Genomic DNA, 20,334 nt, shown 5'->3' on the forward strand with positions numbered 1-20,334 from the left:
TGTTACCTGCAAGGAACCTTCCCCGATCCGGCCCGGCAATGAAAGACCTGCTTCTCCTCGGCCTTGAAAGCTCTTGCGACGATACCGGCGCCGCGGTGGTGCGTGCGCGCCCCGACACCCGGCCCGAGATCCTGTCCTCCGTCGTCGCGGGTCAGACCGCGCTACATGCGCCCTATGGCGGCGTGGTGCCCGAGATCGCCGCGCGCGCCCACGCCGAAAAGCTGGATCTTTGCGTCGAAGAGGCTCTGGCGCAGGCCGGCGTCGGCCTTGGTGCGCTGGATGCGGTGGCGGTGACGGCGGGGCCGGGGTTGATCGGCGGGGTGCTGTCGGGGGTGATGTGCGCCAAGGGCATTGCCGCCGGTGCCGGGCTGCCGCTGATCGGGGTGAACCATCTGGCAGGGCATGCTCTGACGCCGCGGCTGACCGATGGGCTGGAATTTCCCTACCTCATGCTGCTGGTGTCGGGCGGGCATTGCCAGTTCCTGATCGTGCGGGATAGCGACGATTTCACCCGCATCGGCGGCACCATCGACGACGCCCCGGGCGAGGCCTTCGACAAGGCCGCCAAGCTGCTGGGCCTGCCCCAGCCCGGAGGCCCCGCGGTCGAGGCAGAGGCGAAATCCGGCGATCCCACCCGCTTTGCGCTTCCTCGCCCGCTGTTGGACCGGCCGGGTTGCGATTTCTCGTTCTCGGGGCTGAAGACGGCGCTTTTGCGTGCCCGCGACGCGCTGGTGGCCGAAAACGGTGGGCTGTCGCGCGCCGACCGGGCCGATCTTTGCGCCTCGTTCCAGGCCGCCGTGGTGGATGTGATCACGGGCAAATCACGCCGGGCGCTGGCGCTTTACCTGGCCGAGGCACCGACGCAGCCCGCCTTTGCCGTGGCCGGGGGCGTGGCCGCGAATTCCGCCATTCGGGCCGCGTTAGAGACGCTTTCCGCCGAAACCGGCGCCCGCTTCGTGGCCCCGCCGCTGCGGCTATGCACCGACAACGCGGCGATGATCGCCTGGGCAGGGATCGAACGTTTCCGCGCCGGTCAGCGCGACGGGATGGACCTGCGCGCCCGGCCGCGATGGCCGCTGGACCAAAGCCAGCCGGCACTGATCGGCTTCGGCAAGAAGGGGGCCAAGGCATGAGCACGGTCACCATCCTTGGCGCCGGCGCCTTCGGCACCGCGCTGGCCGTCGCCCTGGCGCGCGGGGGGGCGGCAGTCACGCTTTGGACGCGCGATCCGGACCAGGCCACCCGACTGTCTGCCGCGCGGCAGAACCGCGATCGCCTACCCGGCGTCGACCTCCCCGAAAGTGTCTCTGTCACTGCTGAAATCGGCACGATACCCGCCGAGGGCCCGGTGCTGCTGGCGCTGCCGATGCAGCAATTGGCCGGCTTTCTGGCGGCGCAGCCGGGCCTGGACGGTCGAGTGCTGGTAGCCTGTTGCAAGGGGATCGATCTGGCCACGCTGGAAGGTCCGGCCAGCGTGATCCGCCGTACCTGCGCCTCGGCAACCCCGGCGATCCTGACCGGGCCCAGCTTTGCCGCCGATATCGCGCGGGGCATGCCCACCGCGCTGACGCTCGCCTGTGCCGACGTTGCGCGGGGCGAGGCGTTGCAGCGTGGCCTTTCGACGCCGGTCTTGCGGCTTTATCGCACCACCGACGTGACGGGGGCAGAGCTGGGCGGAGCCTTGAAAAACGTGATCGCCATTGCCGCAGGCGTGGTGATCGGCGCAGGATTTGGCGATTCCGCGCGGGCCGCGCTGATGACGCGGGGCTATGCCGAAATGACACGGATGGCCGAAGCGCTGGGCGCGCGGGCCGAGACGCTTGCGGGATTGTCGGGCTTTGGTGACCTGGTGCTGACCTGCACCTCGTCACAGTCGCGCAACTTTCGTTTCGGCGAGGCGCTGGGTCGGCGGGGAACCTTCGACCCCGCCGTCACGGTCGAGGGCGCCGCCACCGCCCGCGCCGTGGCGAAGCTGGCCGCGCAGCGGGGGTTCGAGATGCCGATCACCCGCATGATCGCGGCGCTGCTTGACCGCGAGACATCCATCGAAGAGGCTGCCGAAAGCCTTCTGACCCGCCCTTTGAAGCAGGAGTGAATGATGCCCTACGCCGTGATCTGCCGCGACAAGCCCGGTGCGATCGAGATCCGCAAGGCCAACCGCGATGCCCATCTGGCCTATGTTGGGGAAACCGGCGTGGTGTCCTTGGCCGGGCCTTTCCTTGATGCGGATGGCGGCATGTGCGGCAGCCTGCTGATCCTGGAGGTCGACAGCCTTCAGGCCGCGAAGGATTGGGCCGCCGGCGATCCCTATGCCAAGGCGGGCCTGTTCGAGAGCGTCAGCGTGGAAGCCTGGAAGAAGGTCGTCGGCTGATGGCCTACTGGCTGTTCAAATCCGAGCCCGACACCTGGGGCTGGGATGCCCAGGTCGCCCGCGGCGACAAGGGAGAGCAGTGGGACGGGGTGCGCAATTATCAGGCGCGCAACAACATGCGGGCGATGAAGCTGGGCGATCTGGGCTTTTTCTACCATTCCAACCAGGGAAAAGAGATCGTCGGCATCGTCGAGGTCTGCGCCGAGGCGCACCCCGACAGCACGACCGACGATCCGCGCTGGGAATGTGTGGACATCAGGGCCGTGAAACCCTTGCCCCACCCGGTAAGCCTGGACGATTGCAAGGCGGATCCGCGGCTGCGGGATATGGTTCTGGTCAACAACTCGCGTCTGTCGGTGCAGCGGGTGACCGAGGAAGAGTGGAAGATCGTCTGCAAGATGGGCGGGCTTTAGGGCCGCGCAGCCCAAGAAGGGCGCGCGCCGGCCTGTCGGGGCGGATCGGCGCGCGCCTCGCGTCTTCGGTGCGCAATGAACGGAACGGGCGTAGCCTATGCGGCCGCGCCCTGGGCAAGCCGCGCGCGGGTACGGCCGATGGCCAGCGCGGCCTCGGCGGCCTCGCGGCCCTTTTGCACGAAATGCGCCTTGAAGATCGTGTTGTGGTGTTCGGTCTCTTGGTAATTGTGCGGCGTCAACGAGACCGAAAGCACCGGTACGCCGGTTTCCATCCCTGCCTGCATCAGCCCGTTCACCACCGCCTGCGCCACGAAATCGTGGCGGTAGATGCCGCCGTCGACGACAAGGGCCGCCGCCGCCACCGCCGCATAGGCGCCCGAAGCCGCAAGGTCGCGCGCAAGCAGCGGCATTTCGAAGGCGCCGGGTACGTCGAAGACATCGACCTGGCCTGCGGGGATGATCTGGGTAAAGCCGGTCAGCGCCTGGCTGACGATATCGGCATGCCAATTGGCCTTGATAAAGGCATATCGGGTGTGTGTCATCGTGATCTCCTTCGCTAGTGACACGTCACCCAAGGCGATCACATGCAGACCCCCGAAACGGAGGCGCGCACATTCTCTTTCATCCGGACTATGACCGTCGGCCCAGGAATTGCACCTGATCTGCTGACCCTTCCCCAAGGGGAAGGCGCTCGCGGGCTTAACGAAGTGTTCGTCTTACCGCCGGTGGGGAATTCCGCCCCGCCCTGAGAACTGGCGAAGAGAAAAACCAACCGCGCATCCGATGCAAGAGGGAAATTTGGCCGTCAAATAGAACAAGGGGCTTCGACCCCCTGGCCGAAACCCCTTGCCACCCGGTACACCCCTGCACCACGTGAAATCCTGGTTCCGGCCGTTCTGGCCATGAAAGGACCTTAGGGGAAAATGGCCGGCAAGGCAAACCCGAAGCGGTGAAAAGACGTGGCAAAACAAGGGCTTTTGCTTCATCCGGCGTTAACCGAGATGCGGGGCGGCAGAGCGGCGGAGGCCATAATGCAAAACGCCCGCCGGATAAGCGGGCGCTTTCGGTTCGTGGCAATCAGGGACTAGGCGTAGACCGAGGCCTTGTTGAAATGCTTGACCAGCATGTAATAGATCACGGCGCGGTATTTGTTGCGCTCGGACCGGCCATAGGTGTCGATCACGGCGTTGATCGCATCCATCAGTTGCGGACCGTCGGCGAGGCCCAGCTTCTTGATCAGGAAATTGTTCTTCACCGTCTCCAATTCCGCCGGATCAGAGCCCGCCACCGTGGAACTGTCGGCGTTGTAGATCGTGGGCCCGCAACCGATCGTCACCTTGGTCAGAAGGTCCATATCGGGCGTCATCTTGCATTTGTTCTTCAGATCGTCGGCATATTTTGCAATCAGTTCGTCACGTTTGCTCATATCAACTCTCCCAGATGCCCGCCTGAGGGCCTCGCTGCCTTCGGGCTGGTCGAAGGTTACGGCGAAGCCCCCAATGCGCCAAGCAATAATTCGCCGCAGGCAGGCGGCGCGGGAAGTTGGGCGGCGCGATCAGTAGCGGTAGTGTTCGGGCTTGAAGGGGCCCTCGACCGTGACGCCGATGTATTCGGCCTGCTCGGGCTTCAGCTCGGTCAGCTTGACGCCGATCTTGGCCAGATGCAGGCGCGCGACCTTTTCATCCAGATGCTTGGGCAGGATATAGACGCCCGGCGCGTATTCGTCGCCCTTGGTGAACAGCTCGATCTGCGCCAGCACCTGGTTGGTGAAGCTGGCCGACATCACGAAGGACGGATGGCCCGTGGCGTTGCCAAGGTTCAGCAGGCGGCCTTCGCTGAGCAGGATGATGCGGCTGCCCGAGGGCATCTCGATCATGTCCACCTGGTCCTTGATGTTGGTCCACTTGTGGTTTTTCAGCGCGGCAACCTGGATCTCGTTGTCGAAATGGCCGATGTTGCCGACGATCGCCATGTCCTTCATCTCGCGCATATGCTCGATGCGGATGACGTCCTTGTTGCCGGTGGTGGTGATGAAGATGTCGGCGCTGTCGACCACGTCTTCCAGCACGACCACCTCGAACCCGTCCATCGCCGCCTGCAGGGCGCAGATCGGGTCGACCTCGGTCACCTTCACACGCGCGCCGGCGCCGCGCAGCGACGCGGCCGAGCCCTTGCCCACGTCGCCATAGCCGCAGACGACGGCGACCTTGCCGGCCATCATCACGTCGGTGGCGCGGCGGATGCCGTCGACCAGGCTTTCCTTGCAGCCGTACTTGTTGTCGAACTTCGACTTGGTGACGCTGTCGTTCACGTTGATCGCCGGGAAGGGCAGCAGGCCCTTCTTGTGCAGATCGTAAAGCCGGTGAACGCCGGTGGTGGTTTCCTCGGAAACACCCTGAATCGCATCGCGCTGCTTGGTGAACCAGCCGGGGCTGGCGGCCAGGCGCTTGCGGATCTGCGCAAACAGCGCCTCTTCCTCTTCCGAGGTCGGCACGGCGATCAGGTCTTCCTCGCCCGCCTCGACGCGCGCGCCCATGAGGATGTAGAGCGTCGCGTCGCCGCCGTCGTCGAGGATCATGTTCGCGGTACCCTCGGCGAACTGGAAGATCATGTCGGTGTAGGACCAGTAGTCAGGCAGGCTTTCGCCCTTGATCGCGAAGACCGGGGTGCCACCCGCCGCGATCGCCGCCGCGGCGTGATCCTGGGTCGAGAAGATGTTGCACGAGGCCCAGCGCACATCGGCGCCCAGCGCCTTCAGCGTCTCGATCAGCACCGCCGTCTGCACCGTCATGTGCAACGAGCCGGCGATGCGCGCGCCCTTCAGCGGTTTCGAGGTGCCGAATTCATCGCGCAGGGCCATCAGGCCCGGCATTTCGGTCTCGGCAATGTCGAGTTCCTTGCGACCGTAATCTGCGAGGGCGATGTCCTTGACGATGTAATCCTTCGGCATGGGCCGTGCTCCTTGAAAACCTGACTGCCGGTCAGATAGCACTGGGCGGACAGTCGGACAATGGCAACGGGGGCGAAGAAGGGCGGATGGCGCAACCACGGGCTTGGCAGCGCATGCTTTCCGGGCGGCGGCTGGATCTTCTGGATCCGACGCCGGTGGATATCGAGGTCGAGGATATCGCCCATGGCCTTGCCTTCGTCGCGCGCTGGAACGGTCAGACGCTGGGCGATTTTCCCTATTCGGTGGCCGAACATTCATTGCTGGTCGAAGAGATCTATCACCGCGCCAACCCCGCCGCGCCGGTAAGGTGGCGATTGGCCGCGCTTTTGCATGACGCCCCCGAATATGTCATCGGCGACATGATCAGCCCGGTGAAGGCCGCCGTCGGCCCCGCCTATGGCGAATTGGATGAGCGCCTGGCCTCGGCGATCCATATCCGGTTCGGGCTGCCATCAACCCTACCGAAGACGGTAAAGAAGGCGATCAAGGCGGCGGACAAGATTTCCGCCTGGCTGGAAGCCACGCAGATCGCCGGATTTACCCCGGCCGAGGCCGATCGTTTCTTCGGCCGGGTCCACAAGGAGATCGTCCAGGGGCTAGAGATCCGTCTGCGCCCGCCGGTCGAGGTGCGCGCCGACTACACCGCGCGCCACGCCGCGCTGATGGCGGCGATGGATGGTACCTGAAGCCCCGCGTTTGCGGGGCCTCGCCCAGCGGATTTTCTAAATCAGGAATTCCTCGGGCGATCTACCGGCGGCCATTGCCTCGACCATCCATTTCGGTTTGCGGCCGCGGCCGGTCCAGGTATCGGACGGATTGGCGGGATTGGCATATTTCGGCGCCGAGACGCTGCGCTTCTTCTTCGGTGCCGCACCGGTCAGCTCTGCCAAGGAGAACCCCATTTCGCGGGCCTTTTCCTCAAGCTTTGCCAGGGCTTCTTTTTTCTGCCGTTCCTCATAGCTTGCGATCGCCTTCGCGACCTTGGATTGCAAGTCCTTGAGTTCCTTCAAAGAAAGTTTGTTCAAATCCATTTGGTTTCTGCCTCCGTTTTTTTGACAAATCGCGCAGTGTTTCAATAGTGTCAAGATGTTAAAAACGCGCAGCCATTCTTACGGCGAAGAATGGCCGGCGCTAAGTATCGAAAAAATCTGCGAGGTCTAGCTTAACGCGGGCTTCTTTTCGCCAAGATGCGCTGCAAGGTGCGGCGGTGCATATTAAGGCGCCTGGCGGTTTCCGACACGTTGCGATCGCACAATTCGTAAACCCGCTGGATGTGTTCCCAACGCACGCGATCCGCCGACATCGGGTTTTCCGGCGGCGGCGGCAATTCGTCGCCGCGCGCCAGCAGCGCGTTGACGATATCGTTCGCGTCGGCGGGTTTGGAAAGATAATCCGTCGCGCCGATTTTCACCGCCGCCACTGCGGTTGCGATCGCGCCATATCCGGTCAGCACGACAATACGGGCGTCGGGGCGTTTTTCGCGCAGCACCTCGACCACGTCCAGCCCGTTTCCGTCCTCCAGCCGAAGGTCGATCACCGCATAGGCCGGGGGCCGGCTGCCGGCGATCGCCTTTCCCGCCGCGACACTTTCCGCGGTTTCGGTAATGAAGCCGCGTTTCTCCATCGCGCGGGCCAGCCGCTTCACGAAAGGTTCGTCATCATCGACAAGAAGCAGTGAGCGGTCTTCGCCCAGTTCGACCAGCAGGTCGTCGTCCTCGGTCATTTTGTCCCCCGGACATTCGCGCATTTAGCTCTATTTAAGGCCAAGCGCGGGGGGCGTCAATTTGTCCCGGCGGCTTTGAGGACACAAGCGGTGCGATCGGCCACCTCTTCGGCCGTATCGCCTCGCTTGAAGAATTCGACGAAACCCCGCTTGGGAAGTACCAGGTAGGTATAGGTCGAATGGTCGATCATATAGAATTTCTTGGTGGGATCCTGAATCCGGTAATAGGTGCGATAGGCCTTCGACGCCACCTTCACTTCTGCGGGAGTTCCTGTCAGACCGATCATCCTGGGGCTGAAATTCTCGGCGTATTGCTTGACCACCTCGGGCGTGTCGCGCTTGGGGTCGATCGAGATGAAGATCGGCGTCACGTCAAACCCGCGCCTGGCCAGCAGATCGGTGGCATCGGCATTGCGGGCGTTGTCCAGCGGGCAGACATCGGGACAGAAGGTGTAGCCGAAATAGATCAGCGAAGGCTTGGTGATCACCTGCTTGTCGGTCACCGTGCGACCGTCGCCGTCGATCAGGGTAAAGGGCCCGCCGATCGCCCCGCCCGCGATCTTGCCCCCGGTGCAATCGCTGAGCAGATCGGATTGGCCGCGGGTTTGCATGTAAAGATACCCCCCCGCGCCCGCCGCCAACACGGCGGTGGCGACGACAACGGAAATCAGACCGGTCTGGCGGGGCATCGGGGTGCTCTTGGCTTCGGACCCGTCATTGATCCCCGATCCCGGCCAGACTAACAATGCGTTACCCTGTCTCAGGCCCTTCGCCTGCCCCCCCAAACCGACGCGAGCGGTGCGATGACCCCCAGCCCCAGCCCAGAGCTTTTCGCCTTCGACGCCTCGAGCAACTGGGTGCGGCTGCGCACGCTGATCTTGCTGCGCTGGCTGGCGCTGGCAGGGCAGGCGATCGCAATCCTGGCGGCGCAACGGCTTTACGGGCTGGATCTGGACCTGGGGCTTTGTTTCATCGTCGTGCTGGCCGGTGTCGTCGCCAATCTGGGCGCGATCTTCATCTTCCCCGGCAACGTCCGCCTGACAGAGGCGCAGACGATGGGGATGCTGCTGTTCGACATTCTGCAGCTGGCGATGCTGCTGTTCCTGACCGGCGGGCTGAACAACCCGTTCACCCTGCTGATCCTGGCGCCGGTGACGATTTCCGCCAGCACGCTGCAATTGCGCACCACGGTGTTCCTGGGCGCTGTGTCGATCGCGCTGGTCTCGGCGCTGGCGGTGTTCCACATGCCGATGATGCTGAACGGCGGGCAGGAGCTGCGGGTGCCGCCGGTCTTCGCCTTCGGCTTCTGGCTGGGGACGATCATCGGCATCGTCTTCCTGGGTCTCTATTCCTGGCGCGTCGCGTCCGAGGTACGGTCCATGTCCGAGGCGCTGCTGGCCACCCAGATGGCGTTGGCGCGAGAGCAGAAGCTGACCGATCTGGGCGGGGTGGTGGCGGCCGCCGCGCATGAACTGGGCACGCCGCTGGCGACGATCAAGCTGGTCAGCTCGGAGCTGCTGGATGAGCTGAAGGACAGCCCCGAACTGGCCGAGGACGTCGCGCTGATCCGCGATCAGGCGAACCGCTGCCGCGATATCCTGCGCTCGATGGGGCGGGCGGGGAAAGACGATCTGCACCTGCGCCGCACACCAATGGCCGCGCTGCTGCGCGAGGCGGCGGAACCCCATCTGGACCGCGGCAAGGAGATCGTCTTCGCCCTGCATCCCGGCACGGGCGGTGACGAGCGCCAGCCAAGCCTGACGCGGCAGCCGGAAATCATCCACGGGCTGCGCAACCTGATCCAGAACGCGGTGGATTTTGCCGCACAGACCGTCTGGATCGAGGGCGAATGGACCCCCGATACCGTCATCATTCGCATCAGCGATGACGGGCCCGGCTATCCGCCGCATGTGATCGGCCGCATCGGCGACCCGTTCGTGCGCGCCCGCCAGGGCGAGACCGACCGCCGCCAGCGCCCGGAATATGAGGGCATGGGCCTGGGTCTGTTCATCGCCAAGACACTGTTGGAACGCTCGGGGGCCGAGCTTGATTTCACCAATGGCGAAGGCCACCCGAAAACCGGCGCGATCGTCACCGCGACCTGGCCCCGGACCCGCATCGGCACCGAAACCGACGACGCCCTGGGCGACAACGTCCTGATCACCGGCTGACCGGCGGATCCCGGCGGCGGCCCGCGCCACGCGATCGCTCGACCTCGCGACCTATGGCGGATCCGCAATACACTCAATGATTGTGTCATCGCGACGTTATGTCTGGTGATGCGGCACTAATATACTGCTATTATTAATCTTTAATTAAGCAATTCGCTTTCAGGTTTAGTAAGGCGGGGAAACCGTCGCGGGGGGGAATACTATGGGTCTCGGCTGGGAACCGATCGACTGGGTCCATGTCTTTGTAATCTTCGGTTCCGCTATTGCTGCGGCCTTCCTTGCGATATCCGCACTGGCGCTGCCGACGGGAAGATCGCGGACCAGGCCCACGAACAGCCTGTTTTCGGACCAGACGGATGGGACCGTCTTCCTCTTCGACGGCCAGCATCTTGTCGATGCAAGCGCCGACGCGCGCGCACTTCTGACCGCGACCTCGGAGGAAAAAGACAGCTGGGCAAGTCTTTTGTCCTATGTGCTGCCGCGCTTTCCAGAATTCGAGGACCGGATCACCCAGCTCGAAGAGCTGGGCCGATTCGACCTGATCGCGGAAGGGCCGCGGCCGCTGATGCTGAGCACGCAGTGGCGCGGCGGGCTTACGCAGATCAGATTGATCGATCCCTCGCGCGAAAAGCGGGACGGTGCCTCGGACCCAATCAGCCTGCGCGCCCTGGAGGAAGAGCTGGATGATCTTCGCGCGACCATGAATCAGGCGCCCTTCCTGGTCTGGCGCGAGACCGCCGAAGGCGCTGTCGTCTGGGCCAATCTCAGCTATCTGACTCATGCCGGCATCCGCGACGAGGACGATCCCGGCTGGCCGCTGCCGCGGCTGTTCCCAGGGCTCGACCTGCCGGATCTGTCGAAAGGACCGGCGATGGCGCGGCGGGCCTCGATGACGCCGCCCGACCAAACGGCCACGCTGTGGTTCGATTGCCATGCCATCGGCACCGCGACCGGACGAATGGTGTTCGCCCTGCCCGCCGATGCCGCGGTAGAGGCGGAATCGAGCCTGCGCAGCTTTATACAGACGCTGACCAAGACTTTTGCGCATCTGACCATCGGCTTGGCGATCTTCGACCGTCAGCGCCAGCTTGCCCTGTTCAATCCGGCGCTGATCGAACTGACGCTTCTGAGCCCGGAATTCCTGTCGTCGCGGCCGCGGCTGCCGGCCTTCCTGGACGCCATGCGCGAAAAGCGCACCATTCCGGAGCCGAAGGATTACAAGACCTGGCGCACCCAGATGGCTGCGTTGGAAAAGGCTGCCGCGTCGGGCCAATACGAGGAAACCTGGACCCTGCCATCGGGGCAGACCTTCCGGGTCACCGGCCGGCCGCACCCCGACGGGGCGGTGGCCTTCCTGTTCGAGGATATCAGCGCCGAAATGTCCCTGACCCGCCGCTTCCGCGCCGATCTGGAACTAAGCCAGGCGGTGCTCGACACCTTGGAAGAGGCCGTGGCGGTGTTTTCGCCGGCCGGAGAGATGGTGGCCTCGAACGCCGCCTACGGCCGCCTGTGGCAGACCGACGAGGATCAGCGCCCGCTTTCAAGCGGATTCCAGGGGGCGCTAGCGCTTTGGCAAGCACGTTGCGCCCCCAGCCCGATCTGGGCGCGGCTAAGGTTGTTCGTGGGCTCAATGGAGGCGCGCGAAAGCTGGTCGGCCGAAGCGCGGCTTAGCGACGGCCGGGCGCTGCGCTGCCGGTTCTCGCCGCTGTCGGGCGGCGCCACCATGGTGCAATTCGGACTGCCCGCCGCCGCCGATACGTCGCTGGAACCGACAGCGGCCCCGGCGCGCAAATCCGCCGACGCGGCCGCCGCCCCGAAACGCAAGCGCCGCGCCTGATCGCGCTTGCAGGTGCCCCGTGGCGGGGTAAGAGTGGGGCTGAAATGTCCTGTTCCGCGCATCTGACCCTGCCTTCGCCAGAGGCCACCGCCAATCTCGCCCGCCGCCTCGGCAATCTGCTGAGCGCGGGCGATGTCGTTTTGCTTGCCGGCCCGATCGGCGCCGGCAAGACCCATTTCGCCCGCGCCCTGATCCAATCGCGGCTGGCGGTGCCGGAAGACGTGCCCTCGCCCACCTTCACGCTGGTCCAGACCTATGAGGCCGCCGACGGCACCGAGATTTGGCATGCCGATCTTTATCGGCTGACCGATCCGACGGAACTGTTCGAGCTGGGCCTGGATACAGCCTTCGACGACGCGATCTGCCTGATCGAGTGGCCCGACCGCCTGGGGCCCGAGTCGCCGGCCGACGCGCTGCACCTGACGCTGGGCCCCGGCCCGCGCGACGACGCGCGCCGCATCGCGATCACCGGGCCGGACCGCTGGGCGGCACATCTTGTCGGGCTGGGGGAAGCCGATGCCTGATCGCGACCAGCTGGCCGCCGATTTCGCCGCCCGCGCCGGTTGGGGCGCGGCGCGCTGGCTGCCGCTCGCCGGTGATGCCTCGGCGCGGCGCTACTTCCGGCTGATTGCCGAATCCGGCGCGACGTCCGTGCTGATGGACGCCCCCCCCGGCCTGGCCGAGTCGGTCGCGGATTTCACCCGCGTTGCCCAACATCTGCGCGCGCTAGACCTGTCCGCACCCAAGATTCTGGCCGAAGACCCGGCGCGGGGGTTCCTCTTGCTCGAAGATCTGGGCGATGCCCTCTTCGCCCGGCAGCTGAAGGCCGATCCAGGCCTTGAAAAACGTCTCTACACCGCCGCAACCGATGTGCTTTTGCATCTGAACACGGCGCCGCCGCTGCCGGGATTGCCGGTCTATGACATCGCGACGATGGCCGATTACGTCTCGGTCCTTGCGGAAAGCTATGCGGGGACCGATGCCGCGCCGCTGGTCGCCGCGATGCGGAAGGCGCTGGGCCGGTTGGTGCCCGACACCGAAGCGATGATCCTGCGCGATTATCATGCCGAGAACCTGCTATGGCTGCCGGAGCGGAAGGGCCTGGCGCGTGTCGGTCTGCTGGACTTTCAGCTCGCCATGCGGTGCCACCCGGCCTACGATCTGGTCTCGCTGCTGCAGGACGCACGGCGCGACGTTTCGCCGGACATCGAGGCCGCGATGATCGCCCGCTTCGCCGCCGCCACCGATGCAGAACCCGTGGCCTTTGCGGCCAGCTATGCGGCACTCGGCGCGCAGCGGAACCTGCGAATCGTGGGCCTCTTCGCGCGCCTCGCTCGCCAGGCCGGCAAGACCCGTTACCTGGCGATGATCCCCCGCGTCTGGGCGCTTGCCCAACGCTGCCTCACCCACCCGGAATTGGCCGACTTGGCAGAGATAGTGACGAAATCGATCCCCGAACCCAGCCCCGACCACCTATCCGCCCTGGCCGCGCAATGCCCGGCGCGGTGATGCTGTTCGCCGCCGGGCGCGGCACCAGGATGGGAACGTTGACCCGAACCCGCCCCAAGCCCATGATCAATGTGGCGGGAAGGACCCTGCTGGACCACGCGCTGGCGCTGGTCGACGCGGCGGGGGCGGATCGGATCGTGGTGAACACCCATTACCTGGGCGATCAGATCCGCGATCACTTGCGCGGCCGCCCCGACATCCGGCTGTCACCCGAACCGAAACTGCTGGAAACCGGCGGCGGCCTGCGGGCGGCACTGCCGCTTCTGGGCGCGGGGCCGGTGATCACGCTCAATACGGATGCTGTCTGGACGGGATCCAACCCGATATCGCAACTGCGCGCCGCGTGGGATCCCGCCCGCATGGACGCGCTTCTACTGCTGATCGATCCCACCCGCGCCCATGGCCACACAGGCGGCGGCGATTTTCTGATCGGCCCCCAAGGCGGCCTGACGCGCGGGCCCGGCCTGATCTATTCCGGGCTTCAGATCACCCGGACCGAGGGGTTGAAGACGATCGACGAAGATGTCTTTTCGATGAACGTCCTGTGGGACCGGATGTTGCGCGACGGGCGGCTTTTCGGCCAGATTCATGACGGTTCCTGGGGCGACGTTGGCCGCCCCGAAGGCATCGCCACAGCCGAGGCCTTGCTGCGGAAACCCCGCCATGTTTGACCCGCAGACCACCCCCCGCATCTTCGGTGTGCCGCCCGGCGCGGATTTCGCCCGCGCCCTGGTCACGGGTCTGCATGCCCGAATGCGCGGTCAGCCGCCCGAGGCCATGGCGCGGGTGCAGATCTATCTCAACACCCGCCGCATGCAGCGCCGCGTGCAAGAGATATTCTGCGAAGAGGGCGCGCTGCTGCTGCCACGCCTGCATCTGGTCACCGATCTGGCGCAGGATCTGCCTATGCCCGGCCTGCCCGCGCCGGTGCCTGGCCTGCGCCGTCGGCTGGAACTGATGCAATTGGTCTCGGAATTGCTGGCGCGTGCACCCGATCTGGCGCCGCGCGCCGCGATCTACGACCTGGCCGACAGCCTGGCCGCGCTGATGGAAGAGATGCAGGGCGAAGGCGTCGGTCCCGAGGCGCTGGAGCGGCTCGACCTGAACGAACATGCCCGCCACTGGGATCGCGCCCTGCGCTTTCTGCGCATCGTCACGCGGTTCCTGACCGAAGATGCCCCGCCCGATGCCGAGGCCCTGCGCCGCCGGGTGGTCCGGGCGCTGGCCGCAGGCTGGCAGGCGGCGCCGCCCGATCATCCGATCCTGGTGGCCGGCTCGACCGGTTCACGCGGGACGACCGCGCTGTTCATGCGCACGGTGGCGGCTCTGCCGCAGGGCGCGCTGGTGCTGCCGGGGTTCGATTTCGACCTGCCCGCGCCGGTCTGGTCCGGCCTGACGGATGCCACCACCGCCGAGGACCACCCCCAATACCGCTTTCGCCGGCTGATGGAGGAAATCGGCTTTTCCGCCGAAACAGTGACGAATTGGGCCCGGGACGACGCGCCCGATCCGGCGCGGAACCGGCTGATTTCGCTTTCGCTGCGTCCCGCGCCCGTCACCGATCAGTGGATGCAAGAGGGACGCGCGCTGCGCGGGCTTGGCGGCGCCTGTGCCCGCATGTCGCTGATCGAGGCGCCGGGGCCGCGTGCCGAGGCGCTGGCGATCGCTCTTTGCCTGCGCGAAGCCGCCGAGCATGGCCGCCGCGCCTGCTTGATCAGCCCTGACCGGATCCTGACCCGGCAGGTCACCGCGGCGCTCGGGCGCTGGGCGATCCTGCCCGACGACAGCGCGGGGCGGCCCCTGGGCCTTAGCCCTCCGGGGCGGCTCTTGCGCCATGTCGCGGCGCTTTTCGGCCGGCGGCTGACGGCGGAGCAGCTTCTGATCGTGCTGAAACACCCGTTGACCCATAGCGGCAGCGCCCGCGGCCCGCATCTTCTGCACACACGAGAGTTGGAGCTGCATCTGCGCCGGTACGGCCCGGTCTTTCCGCGTCCTGAGGATCTGCGCTACTGGGCCGATAAACGTGACGAAGCCCGCCCCTGGGCCGATTGGCTGGCTGGTCTGCTGGAGGGCTGCGAGTCAATGGGCGACCGGCCGCTGGCGGATCATATCGCCGATCATCGCCGCGTCGCCGAGGCGCTGGCGCAAGGCCCCGAAGGCGAGGGCGCCGGCACGCTCTGGGATCAAGAGGCCGGAACGGCGGCGCGCGAAGTATTGCGGGACCTGGCGCGTGAAGCGGATGTCGCGGGCAGTCTGTCGCCCACGGATTATGCCAATCTCTTCGCCTCCATTCTGTCCCGGCAGGAGGTGCGCGAGGCGGTCGAGGCCCATCCGCTGATTTCCATCCATGGCCCGCGCGAGGCCCGCGAACTGGGCGCGGATCTGGTGATTCTGGGCGGTCTGAACGATGGCATATGGCCTGCGCTGCCCGCGCCGGACCCCTGGCTGAACCGCCAGATGCGGATGGAGGCGTCTCTGTTACTGCCGGAAAGGCAGGTGGGTCTATCCGCGCATGACTACCAGATCGCCGTCGCCGCGCCGCAGGTCGTGCTGACGCGCGCGCTGCGCGATGCCGAGGCGCAGACCGTGCCCTCGCGCTGGGTGAACCGGTTGACGAACCTGCTGGGCGGGCTGGACGGCGGCCCCGAGGCGCTGACGCAGATGCGCGACCGCGGCGCGCGGTGGCTGACGCTGGCCGCAGCGATCGAGTCGCCCGCGGCTCAGATGCCCGCCGCGGGCCGGCCGGCGCCGCGCCCCCCGGTGGCCGCCCGCCCGGCCGAACTTCCGGTGACCCGGATCCAGACGCTGATCCGCGACCCATATGCGATCTACGCGCGCTACATCTTGCGGCTTCAGCCTCTCGATCCGCTGCGCGCGGGGCCCGATCCACGGCTGCGCGGATCCGTCCTGCACCTGATATTTGAGCGTTTCCGCACCCTCGAACCCGGCGAAAGCCTGCCCGACGCCCGGGCCCGCCTGCTGGCGATCACCGAGGCGGTGCTGGACGCCGAAATTCCCTGGCCGGCGGCGCGGCGGCTGTGGCGCGCGCGGCTGGAACGTGTGGCCGACTGGTTCCTGATGCGTGAGGCCGGGCGCAAAGGCGCGCCGGTTTTGATCGAAAGGAAAGGCTCTGTCACACTGGAAAAGGCCGATTTTCGCCTGACAGCCCGGCCCGACCGGATCGATCGTCTGCCGGACGGCAGGCTGCATTTGCTGGATTACAAGACCGGCAATCCGCCGACGCCGAAACAACAGCAGAGCTTTGACAAGCAGCTGCTGCTGGAGGCTGCGATGGCCGAACGCGGGGGTTTCGCCGATCTCGGCCCGGCCGAGGTGGCGCGGATCACCTATATCGGCCTAGGCAGCACGCCAAAGGAGGTGGAGACCGAGATCACGCCGGAGTTGACCGAGGAGGTCTGGCACGGGTTGGAGCGGCTGATCGGACGCTATCAGCGGCGCGAGACCGGCTATGCAGCGCGGCGGGCGATGTTCAAGGACGATTTCGCCGGCGATTACGACCATCTGGCGCGCTATGGCGAATGGGATCTAAGCGACCTCGCCGCGCCCGAAGACGTCGGGGAGGAAGGCGCATGAGCCGGAACGCGGCCAGCGAACGCCAGGTGCAGGCGGCGGATCCGGGTGCCTCGACCTGGCTTTCTGCAAATGCGGGGTCTGGCAAGACGCGGGTGCTGACCGACCGGGTGGCGCGGCTGCTGCTGGAACGGGTGCAGCCGCAGCGCATCCTGTGCCTGACCTATACCAAGGCCGCCGCCAGCGAAATGCAGAACCGCCTGTTTCGACGGCTGGGCGAATGGGCGATGCTGGAAGAGGAGGCGCTGCGCAACGCGTTGACCGAACTGGGCGTGGAAGGCTGCGTCGACGCCGAGAAGCTGGCCGAAGCCCGCCGGCTTTTCGCCCGGGCGATCGAAACGCCGGGCGGGCTAAAGATCCAGACGATTCATGCTTTCTGCGCGTCTCTGTTGCGCCGGTTTCCGCTAGAGGCGGGGGTCACGCCCGCCTTCGCCGAAATGGACGACCGCCGCGCCGCGCTGCTGCGCGACGAGGTGATCGACACGCTTGCCGAGACCCGCAGGGATGCGATCGACGCGGTCGCCCGCTTTCTGACCGATGAGGATTTCTCGGCGCTCTGCGACGAGGTGCAGCGTCAGCGTGCGTCCTTCACCCCTCCGATGTCGCCCGAAGCCGTGTGGGACATGTTCGCCCTGCCGCCGGGATACGATGCCGATGCCGTCCTGGCAGAAGTGTTCCTTGGCGGCGAAGAGGACTGGCTACCCGGCGTGATCGTGGCGTTGGAGGCAGGCAGCAAGACGGATGCAGCAGCGGCCCGAAAACTGCACGATCTGTCTCTGACACGGCCGAATTTGCGTGATCTGGCAATTCTGGAAGAGGTGCTGTTGACCGGCGCCAGCGCGAAGGAGCCGTTCACCGCGAAGCTGGGCAAATTCCCGACCAAGGCCACGCAGGCCGGGCTTGGGCACCTACTGGACCGGCTTGAGGATCTGATGCGGCGGGTCGAGGCCGCGCGGCCCCGGCGGCTTGCGCTGATCGCGGCGGAACGCACCGCCGCGCTGCACCGGTTCGCGGGCGTCTTCTTGCCGGAATATGAGGCGCGCAAGGCGGCGCTCGGCTGGCTTGATTTCGATGACCTGATCCTCAAGACCCGGGCGCTGTTGACCGATCCTTCCGTTGCCCAATGGGTGCTGTTCCGGCTCGATGGCGGGATCGACCATATCCTGGTGGACGAGGCGCAGGACACCAGCCCCGCGCAATGGGAGGTAATCGAGCGCCTGACCCAGGAATTCACCGCCGGCGAGGGCGCGCGCGGGGTGGAGCGGACGATCTTTGTCGTCGGCGACAAGAAGCAGTCGATCTATTCCTTTCAGGGCGCCGATCTGCGCGCCTTCGACCGGATGCACGATCAGTTCCGCTCGCGGCTGGCGGGGGTGCGGATCGCGCTGCAAAGCCTGACGCTGGAATATTCCTTCCGTTCCTCGGATGCGGTGTTGCGGCTGGTGGACCTGACCTTCGACGAGCGCCGCGGCATCGGGCTTGGGGGGGCGTCGAAACACCTTGCCTTTCATGAGACAATGCCCGGGCGAGTGGACATTTGGCCTGTATTAGAGCCTGTTCCTGAACCGGACGAGGGCGACTGGACCGATCCGGTCGATCTGGTGTCCGACCGGCACCACACCGCGCAGCTGGCCCAGCGCATCGCGGCCGAGATCAAGCGGATGCTCACGGAAGAGGTGCGGATTCCGCTGGCCCACGAGGGCGCCCGCCTTCTGACCGCCGGGGATGTATTGATCCTCGTGCAACGTCGCGGACGGCTTTTTCACGAAATCATCCGTGCCTGCAAATCCGCGAACCTGCCGATCGCCGGCGCCGACCGGCTGCGGCTGGGGGCGGAGCTGGCTGTGCGCGACATCACGGCGCTCTTGTCGTTCCTGGCCACGCCGGAAGACAGCCTGTCGCTGGCCGCAGCGCTGCGTTCGCCCTTGTTCGGCTGGTCCGAGGCCCAGCTTTACGCCCTTGCGCAGCCCCGTGAAGGGCCGTTTCTGTGGGAAGTTTTCCGCAGGAACAGAGACGCATTTCCCGCAGAGGCCGCGATTTTGGACGATCTGCGCCGGCAGTCGGATTTCCTGCGGCCGTTCGAGCTGATCGAGCGCGTCCTGACGCGCCATGGAGGGCGCGGGCGTCTTCTGGCGCGGCTGGGGATGGAGGCCGAGGACGGGATCGACGAATTGCTGGGCCAGGCTCTGGCTTACGAACGCACGGAAGTACCCAGCCTGACCGGCTTTCTCGGCTGGCTGGCGGCCGACGACGTCGAGGTGAAGCGCCAACCCGATAGCGCGGGCGGGCGGATCCGGGTGATGACGGTGCATGGCGCCAAGGGGCTGGAGGCGCCCCTGGTGATCCTGCCCGACACCGCCGACCGCAACCCGCCCCGGTCGGGTTCGCTGGTCGATCTGGGGCAGGGGGCCTTGGGCTGGATGACCCCTGCGAACGAAAGCCCCGCCGCGATCGAAGCAGCGCGGCAGGACGCCCGACGCCGGCAGGAAGAGGAAAACCAGCGCCTGCTTTATGTCGCACTGACCCGGGCGGAAAGCTGGCTGATCGTCTGCGCGGCCGGGAAGGTGACGAAAGAGAATGCCTGGTACCGGATGGTCGAGGCCGGGATGGTGCAGGCCGGTACCACGGAGTGTGAGACTGTTTCACCTGAAATCGGCAAGATCCGGCGCTTTCAGCACGGCGATTGGCCCGCGCCGCAAGCCGCTGTTCCGGCAGAGCCAGAGCCTGCGGTTGAAGCGGCCCCGATACCGGGGTGGGCCGTCGCCCCCGCGCCTCCGGCGGCCGGCGCGGCACGGACGCTCTCGCCCTCCGATCTGGGCGGGGCGAAGGCGTTGCCGGGCGACGGCCTGTCGGAGGAGGAGGCAAAGCGGCGCGGGCTGCGGCTGCATCGACTGCTGGAACATCTGCCGGGCCGGCCCGGGGCCCTGCGGGCCGAATTCGGGCGCGACCTGTTGGCCGGCGGGGCCGAACCCGCCACGGATCTTGAGATCACCGAACTGCTGGCCGAGGCCGATGCGATCCTCTCGTCCCCGGATCTGGCCGCGCTGTTCGCACCCGGAACGCTGGCCGAGGTGGGAATTTCCGCCGATCTGGGCGGGCGGCGGCTTTATGGCGTGATCGACCGGCTGATCGTGACACCCGATCGGGTGTTGGCGGTGGATTACAAATCCAACCTGACGCTGCCGGTGCGACCCGAAGACGTGCCAGAGGGCATTTTGCGGCAGATGGGCGCCTATGCCGAAGCACTGTCGCAGGTCTATCCCGGCCGGCGGATCGAGACCGCGATCTTGTGGACACGCGTGGCGCGGCTGATGCCGCTGCCTGACACGCTGATCGCGGCGGCTTTGCGGGCGGCAGGGGCCGAGGCCGGCCTCCCTTGACGGAGTGGGGGGGCAGCCATAGGTTCATTGCCAAGCCTTTTTCTCAGGAGTTTCGATATGGCAACCGTTCCCGTCACCGACGCGACCTTCGACGCCGAGGTTCGCAAATCCGATGTCCCCGTGGTCGTCGATTTCTGGGCCGAATGGTGCGGCCCCTGCAAGCAGATCGGCCCGGCGCTGGAAGAACTGGCCGTCGAATACGGCGGCAAGCTGAAGATCGCCAAGGTCAATGTCGACGAGAACCCCGACAGCCCGGCCCAGATGGGCGTGCGCGGCATCCCGGCGCTGTTTTTGTTCAAGGACGGCGAAGTGGTGTCGAACAAGATCGGCGCCGCGCCCAAGGCCGCGCTGAAAAGCTGGATCGACAGCGCGATCTGAACGGGTTCATC

At 66.0% G+C, this 20,334-nt stretch carries 19 protein-coding genes and 1 riboswitch; of the genes, 13 read left to right on the forward strand and 6 right to left on the reverse strand.

The window, feature by feature from the left end:
* Positions 1-38 precede the first annotated feature (38 nt).
* The 4 genes from tsaD to BLV97_RS04755 are packed head-to-tail and all read left to right on the forward strand — an operon-like array spanning position 39 to position 2,784.
* Positions 39-1,133, forward strand: coding sequence for a tRNA (adenosine(37)-N6)-threonylcarbamoyltransferase complex transferase subunit TsaD (tsaD, locus tag BLV97_RS04740; protein ID WP_035842614.1), 1,095 nt, complete (start codon positions 39-41; stop codon positions 1,131-1,133).
* Positions 1,130-2,095 carry an NAD(P)H-dependent glycerol-3-phosphate dehydrogenase gene (locus BLV97_RS04745; RefSeq protein ID WP_035842616.1) on the forward strand — a complete coding sequence of 322 codons (966 nt, stop codon included), beginning with the start codon at positions 1,130-1,132 and terminating at the stop codon, positions 2,093-2,095. The genes tsaD and BLV97_RS04745 overlap by 4 nt, the downstream gene beginning before the upstream one ends.
* A 3-nt stretch (positions 2,096-2,098) precedes the next feature.
* Entirely contained in the window at positions 2,099-2,371 is a 273-nt protein-coding gene (locus BLV97_RS04750; protein ID WP_035842799.1) for a YciI family protein, read from the forward strand.
* On the forward strand, positions 2,371-2,784 hold the full coding sequence (locus tag BLV97_RS04755; RefSeq protein WP_035842618.1) for an EVE domain-containing protein: 414 nt from the start codon (positions 2,371-2,373) through the stop codon (positions 2,782-2,784). The genes BLV97_RS04750 and BLV97_RS04755 overlap by 1 nt, the downstream gene beginning before the upstream one ends.
* 95 nt (positions 2,785-2,879) lie before the next feature.
* On the opposite strand, the gene BLV97_RS04760 is transcribed toward BLV97_RS04755, so the two are convergent.
* From BLV97_RS04760 to ahcY, 3 genes are all read right to left on the reverse strand, one after another.
* On the reverse strand, positions 2,880-3,326 hold the full coding sequence (locus tag BLV97_RS04760; RefSeq protein ID WP_035842621.1) for a 6,7-dimethyl-8-ribityllumazine synthase: 447 nt from the start codon (positions 3,324-3,326) through the stop codon (positions 2,880-2,882).
* Between the two features lie 67 nt (positions 3,327-3,393).
* A riboswitch (FMN riboswitch) is annotated at positions 3,394-3,541 on the reverse strand.
* Positions 3,542-3,868: 327 nt separating this feature from the next.
* Entirely contained in the window at positions 3,869-4,210 is a 342-nt protein-coding gene (locus BLV97_RS04765) for a DUF2853 family protein (RefSeq protein ID WP_035842624.1), read from the reverse strand.
* A 129-nt stretch (positions 4,211-4,339) separates the two neighbouring features.
* Positions 4,340-5,734: an adenosylhomocysteinase gene (ahcY, locus tag BLV97_RS04770; protein WP_035842627.1), complete on the reverse strand. Its 1,395-nt coding sequence runs from the start codon at positions 5,732-5,734 to the stop codon at positions 4,340-4,342.
* A gap of 86 nt (positions 5,735-5,820) precedes the next feature.
* On the opposite strand from ahcY, the gene BLV97_RS04775 reads away from it, so the two are divergent.
* Entirely contained in the window at positions 5,821-6,420 is a 600-nt protein-coding gene (locus BLV97_RS04775; protein WP_035842630.1) for a YfbR-like 5'-deoxynucleotidase, read from the forward strand.
* Positions 6,421-6,456: 36 nt separating this feature from the next.
* Here the strand turns inward: BLV97_RS04775 and BLV97_RS04780 are convergent, their stop codons facing one another.
* From BLV97_RS04780 to BLV97_RS04790, 3 genes are all read right to left on the reverse strand, one after another.
* A complete protein-coding gene (locus BLV97_RS04780; RefSeq protein WP_035842632.1) occupies positions 6,457-6,765 on the reverse strand; it encodes an H-NS histone family protein in 309 nt (102 codons plus the stop codon).
* A gap of 131 nt (positions 6,766-6,896) precedes the next feature.
* The gene (locus BLV97_RS04785) at positions 6,897-7,457 is read right to left on the reverse strand and encodes an ActR/PrrA/RegA family redox response regulator transcription factor (RefSeq protein WP_035842635.1); all 561 of its coding nucleotides are present in this window, start codon (positions 7,455-7,457) and stop codon (positions 6,897-6,899) included.
* Positions 7,458-7,513: 56 nt separating this feature from the next.
* Positions 7,514-8,146, reverse strand: coding sequence for an SCO family protein (locus BLV97_RS04790; RefSeq protein WP_035842638.1), 633 nt, complete (start codon positions 8,144-8,146; stop codon positions 7,514-7,516).
* Positions 8,147-8,260: 114 nt separating this feature from the next.
* Between BLV97_RS04790 and regB the strand changes: the two genes are divergently transcribed.
* The 8 genes from regB to trxA all read left to right on the forward strand — a co-directional run bounded on the left by regB (position 8,261) and on the right by trxA (position 20,323).
* Entirely contained in the window at positions 8,261-9,628 is a 1,368-nt protein-coding gene (gene regB, locus BLV97_RS04795; protein WP_035842641.1) for a sensor histidine kinase RegB, read from the forward strand.
* 202 nt (positions 9,629-9,830) lie between these two features.
* Complete coding sequence (locus tag BLV97_RS04800) at positions 9,831-11,465, forward strand: PAS-domain containing protein (RefSeq protein WP_051646062.1); 1,635 nt, start codon at positions 9,831-9,833, stop codon at positions 11,463-11,465.
* Between the two features lie 44 nt (positions 11,466-11,509).
* Positions 11,510-11,989, forward strand: a complete 480-nt coding sequence (gene tsaE, locus BLV97_RS04805; RefSeq protein ID WP_035842643.1) for a tRNA (adenosine(37)-N6)-threonylcarbamoyltransferase complex ATPase subunit type 1 TsaE — start codon at positions 11,510-11,512, stop codon at positions 11,987-11,989.
* Positions 11,982-12,974, forward strand: coding sequence for an aminoglycoside phosphotransferase family protein (locus BLV97_RS04810; RefSeq protein ID WP_035842646.1), 993 nt, complete (start codon positions 11,982-11,984; stop codon positions 12,972-12,974). Before tsaE ends, BLV97_RS04810 begins: the two co-directional genes overlap by 8 nt.
* Positions 12,959-13,645, forward strand: a complete 687-nt coding sequence (locus BLV97_RS04815) for a nucleotidyltransferase family protein (RefSeq protein ID WP_035842648.1) — start codon at positions 12,959-12,961, stop codon at positions 13,643-13,645. The genes BLV97_RS04810 and BLV97_RS04815 overlap by 16 nt, the downstream gene beginning before the upstream one ends.
* A complete protein-coding gene (addB, locus tag BLV97_RS04820) occupies positions 13,638-16,568 on the forward strand; it encodes a double-strand break repair protein AddB (RefSeq protein ID WP_035842651.1) in 2,931 nt (976 codons plus the stop codon). Before BLV97_RS04815 ends, addB begins: the two co-directional genes overlap by 8 nt.
* The gene (gene addA, locus BLV97_RS04825) at positions 16,565-19,945 is read left to right on the forward strand and encodes a double-strand break repair helicase AddA (RefSeq protein WP_035842654.1); all 3,381 of its coding nucleotides are present in this window, start codon (positions 16,565-16,567) and stop codon (positions 19,943-19,945) included. The genes addB and addA overlap by 4 nt, the downstream gene beginning before the upstream one ends.
* Positions 19,946-20,002: 57 nt before the next feature.
* Entirely contained in the window at positions 20,003-20,323 is a 321-nt protein-coding gene (trxA, locus tag BLV97_RS04830; protein WP_035842657.1) for a thioredoxin, read from the forward strand.
* Positions 20,324-20,334 lie beyond the last annotated feature (11 nt).

This window comes from Allgaiera indica (genome assembly GCF_900106675.1).
In the GTDB taxonomy this organism is placed as follows: Bacteria; Pseudomonadota; Alphaproteobacteria; order Rhodobacterales; family Rhodobacteraceae; genus Acidimangrovimonas; species Acidimangrovimonas indica.

What these genes read in the sequence shown, in the direction of transcription:
- tsaD (WP_035842614.1), top strand. Translation starts at nt 39, where the DNA reads ATGAAAGACCTGCTTCTCCTCGGCCTTGAAAGCTCTTGCGACGATACC.
- BLV97_RS04745 (WP_035842616.1), top strand. Translation starts at nt 1,130, where the DNA reads ATGAGCACGGTCACCATCCTTGGCGCCGGCGCCTTCGGCACCGCGCTG.
- BLV97_RS04750 (WP_035842799.1), top strand. Translation starts at nt 2,099, where the DNA reads ATGCCCTACGCCGTGATCTGCCGCGACAAGCCCGGTGCGATCGAGATC.
- BLV97_RS04755 (WP_035842618.1), top strand. Translation starts at nt 2,371, where the DNA reads ATGGCCTACTGGCTGTTCAAATCCGAGCCCGACACCTGGGGCTGGGAT.
- BLV97_RS04760 (WP_035842621.1), bottom strand. Translation starts at nt 3,326, where the DNA reads ATGACACACACCCGATATGCCTTTATCAAGGCCAATTGGCATGCCGAT.
- BLV97_RS04765 (WP_035842624.1), bottom strand. Translation starts at nt 4,210, where the DNA reads ATGAGCAAACGTGACGAACTGATTGCAAAATATGCCGACGATCTGAAG.
- ahcY (WP_035842627.1), bottom strand. Translation starts at nt 5,734, where the DNA reads ATGCCGAAGGATTACATCGTCAAGGACATCGCCCTCGCAGATTACGGT.
- BLV97_RS04775 (WP_035842630.1), top strand. Translation starts at nt 5,821, where the DNA reads ATGGCGCAACCACGGGCTTGGCAGCGCATGCTTTCCGGGCGGCGGCTG.
- BLV97_RS04780 (WP_035842632.1), bottom strand. Translation starts at nt 6,765, where the DNA reads ATGGATTTGAACAAACTTTCTTTGAAGGAACTCAAGGACTTGCAATCC.
- BLV97_RS04785 (WP_035842635.1), bottom strand. Translation starts at nt 7,457, where the DNA reads ATGACCGAGGACGACGACCTGCTGGTCGAACTGGGCGAAGACCGCTCA.
- BLV97_RS04790 (WP_035842638.1), bottom strand. Translation starts at nt 8,146, where the DNA reads ATGCCCCGCCAGACCGGTCTGATTTCCGTTGTCGTCGCCACCGCCGTG.
- regB (WP_035842641.1), top strand. Translation starts at nt 8,261, where the DNA reads ATGACCCCCAGCCCCAGCCCAGAGCTTTTCGCCTTCGACGCCTCGAGC.
- BLV97_RS04800 (WP_051646062.1), top strand. Translation starts at nt 9,831, where the DNA reads ATGGGTCTCGGCTGGGAACCGATCGACTGGGTCCATGTCTTTGTAATC.
- tsaE (WP_035842643.1), top strand. Translation starts at nt 11,510, where the DNA reads ATGTCCTGTTCCGCGCATCTGACCCTGCCTTCGCCAGAGGCCACCGCC.
- BLV97_RS04810 (WP_035842646.1), top strand. Translation starts at nt 11,982, where the DNA reads ATGCCTGATCGCGACCAGCTGGCCGCCGATTTCGCCGCCCGCGCCGGT.
- BLV97_RS04815 (WP_035842648.1), top strand. Translation starts at nt 12,959, where the DNA reads ATGCCCGGCGCGGTGATGCTGTTCGCCGCCGGGCGCGGCACCAGGATG.
- addB (WP_035842651.1), top strand. Translation starts at nt 13,638, where the DNA reads ATGTTTGACCCGCAGACCACCCCCCGCATCTTCGGTGTGCCGCCCGGC.
- addA (WP_035842654.1), top strand. Translation starts at nt 16,565, where the DNA reads ATGAGCCGGAACGCGGCCAGCGAACGCCAGGTGCAGGCGGCGGATCCG.
- trxA (WP_035842657.1), top strand. Translation starts at nt 20,003, where the DNA reads ATGGCAACCGTTCCCGTCACCGACGCGACCTTCGACGCCGAGGTTCGC.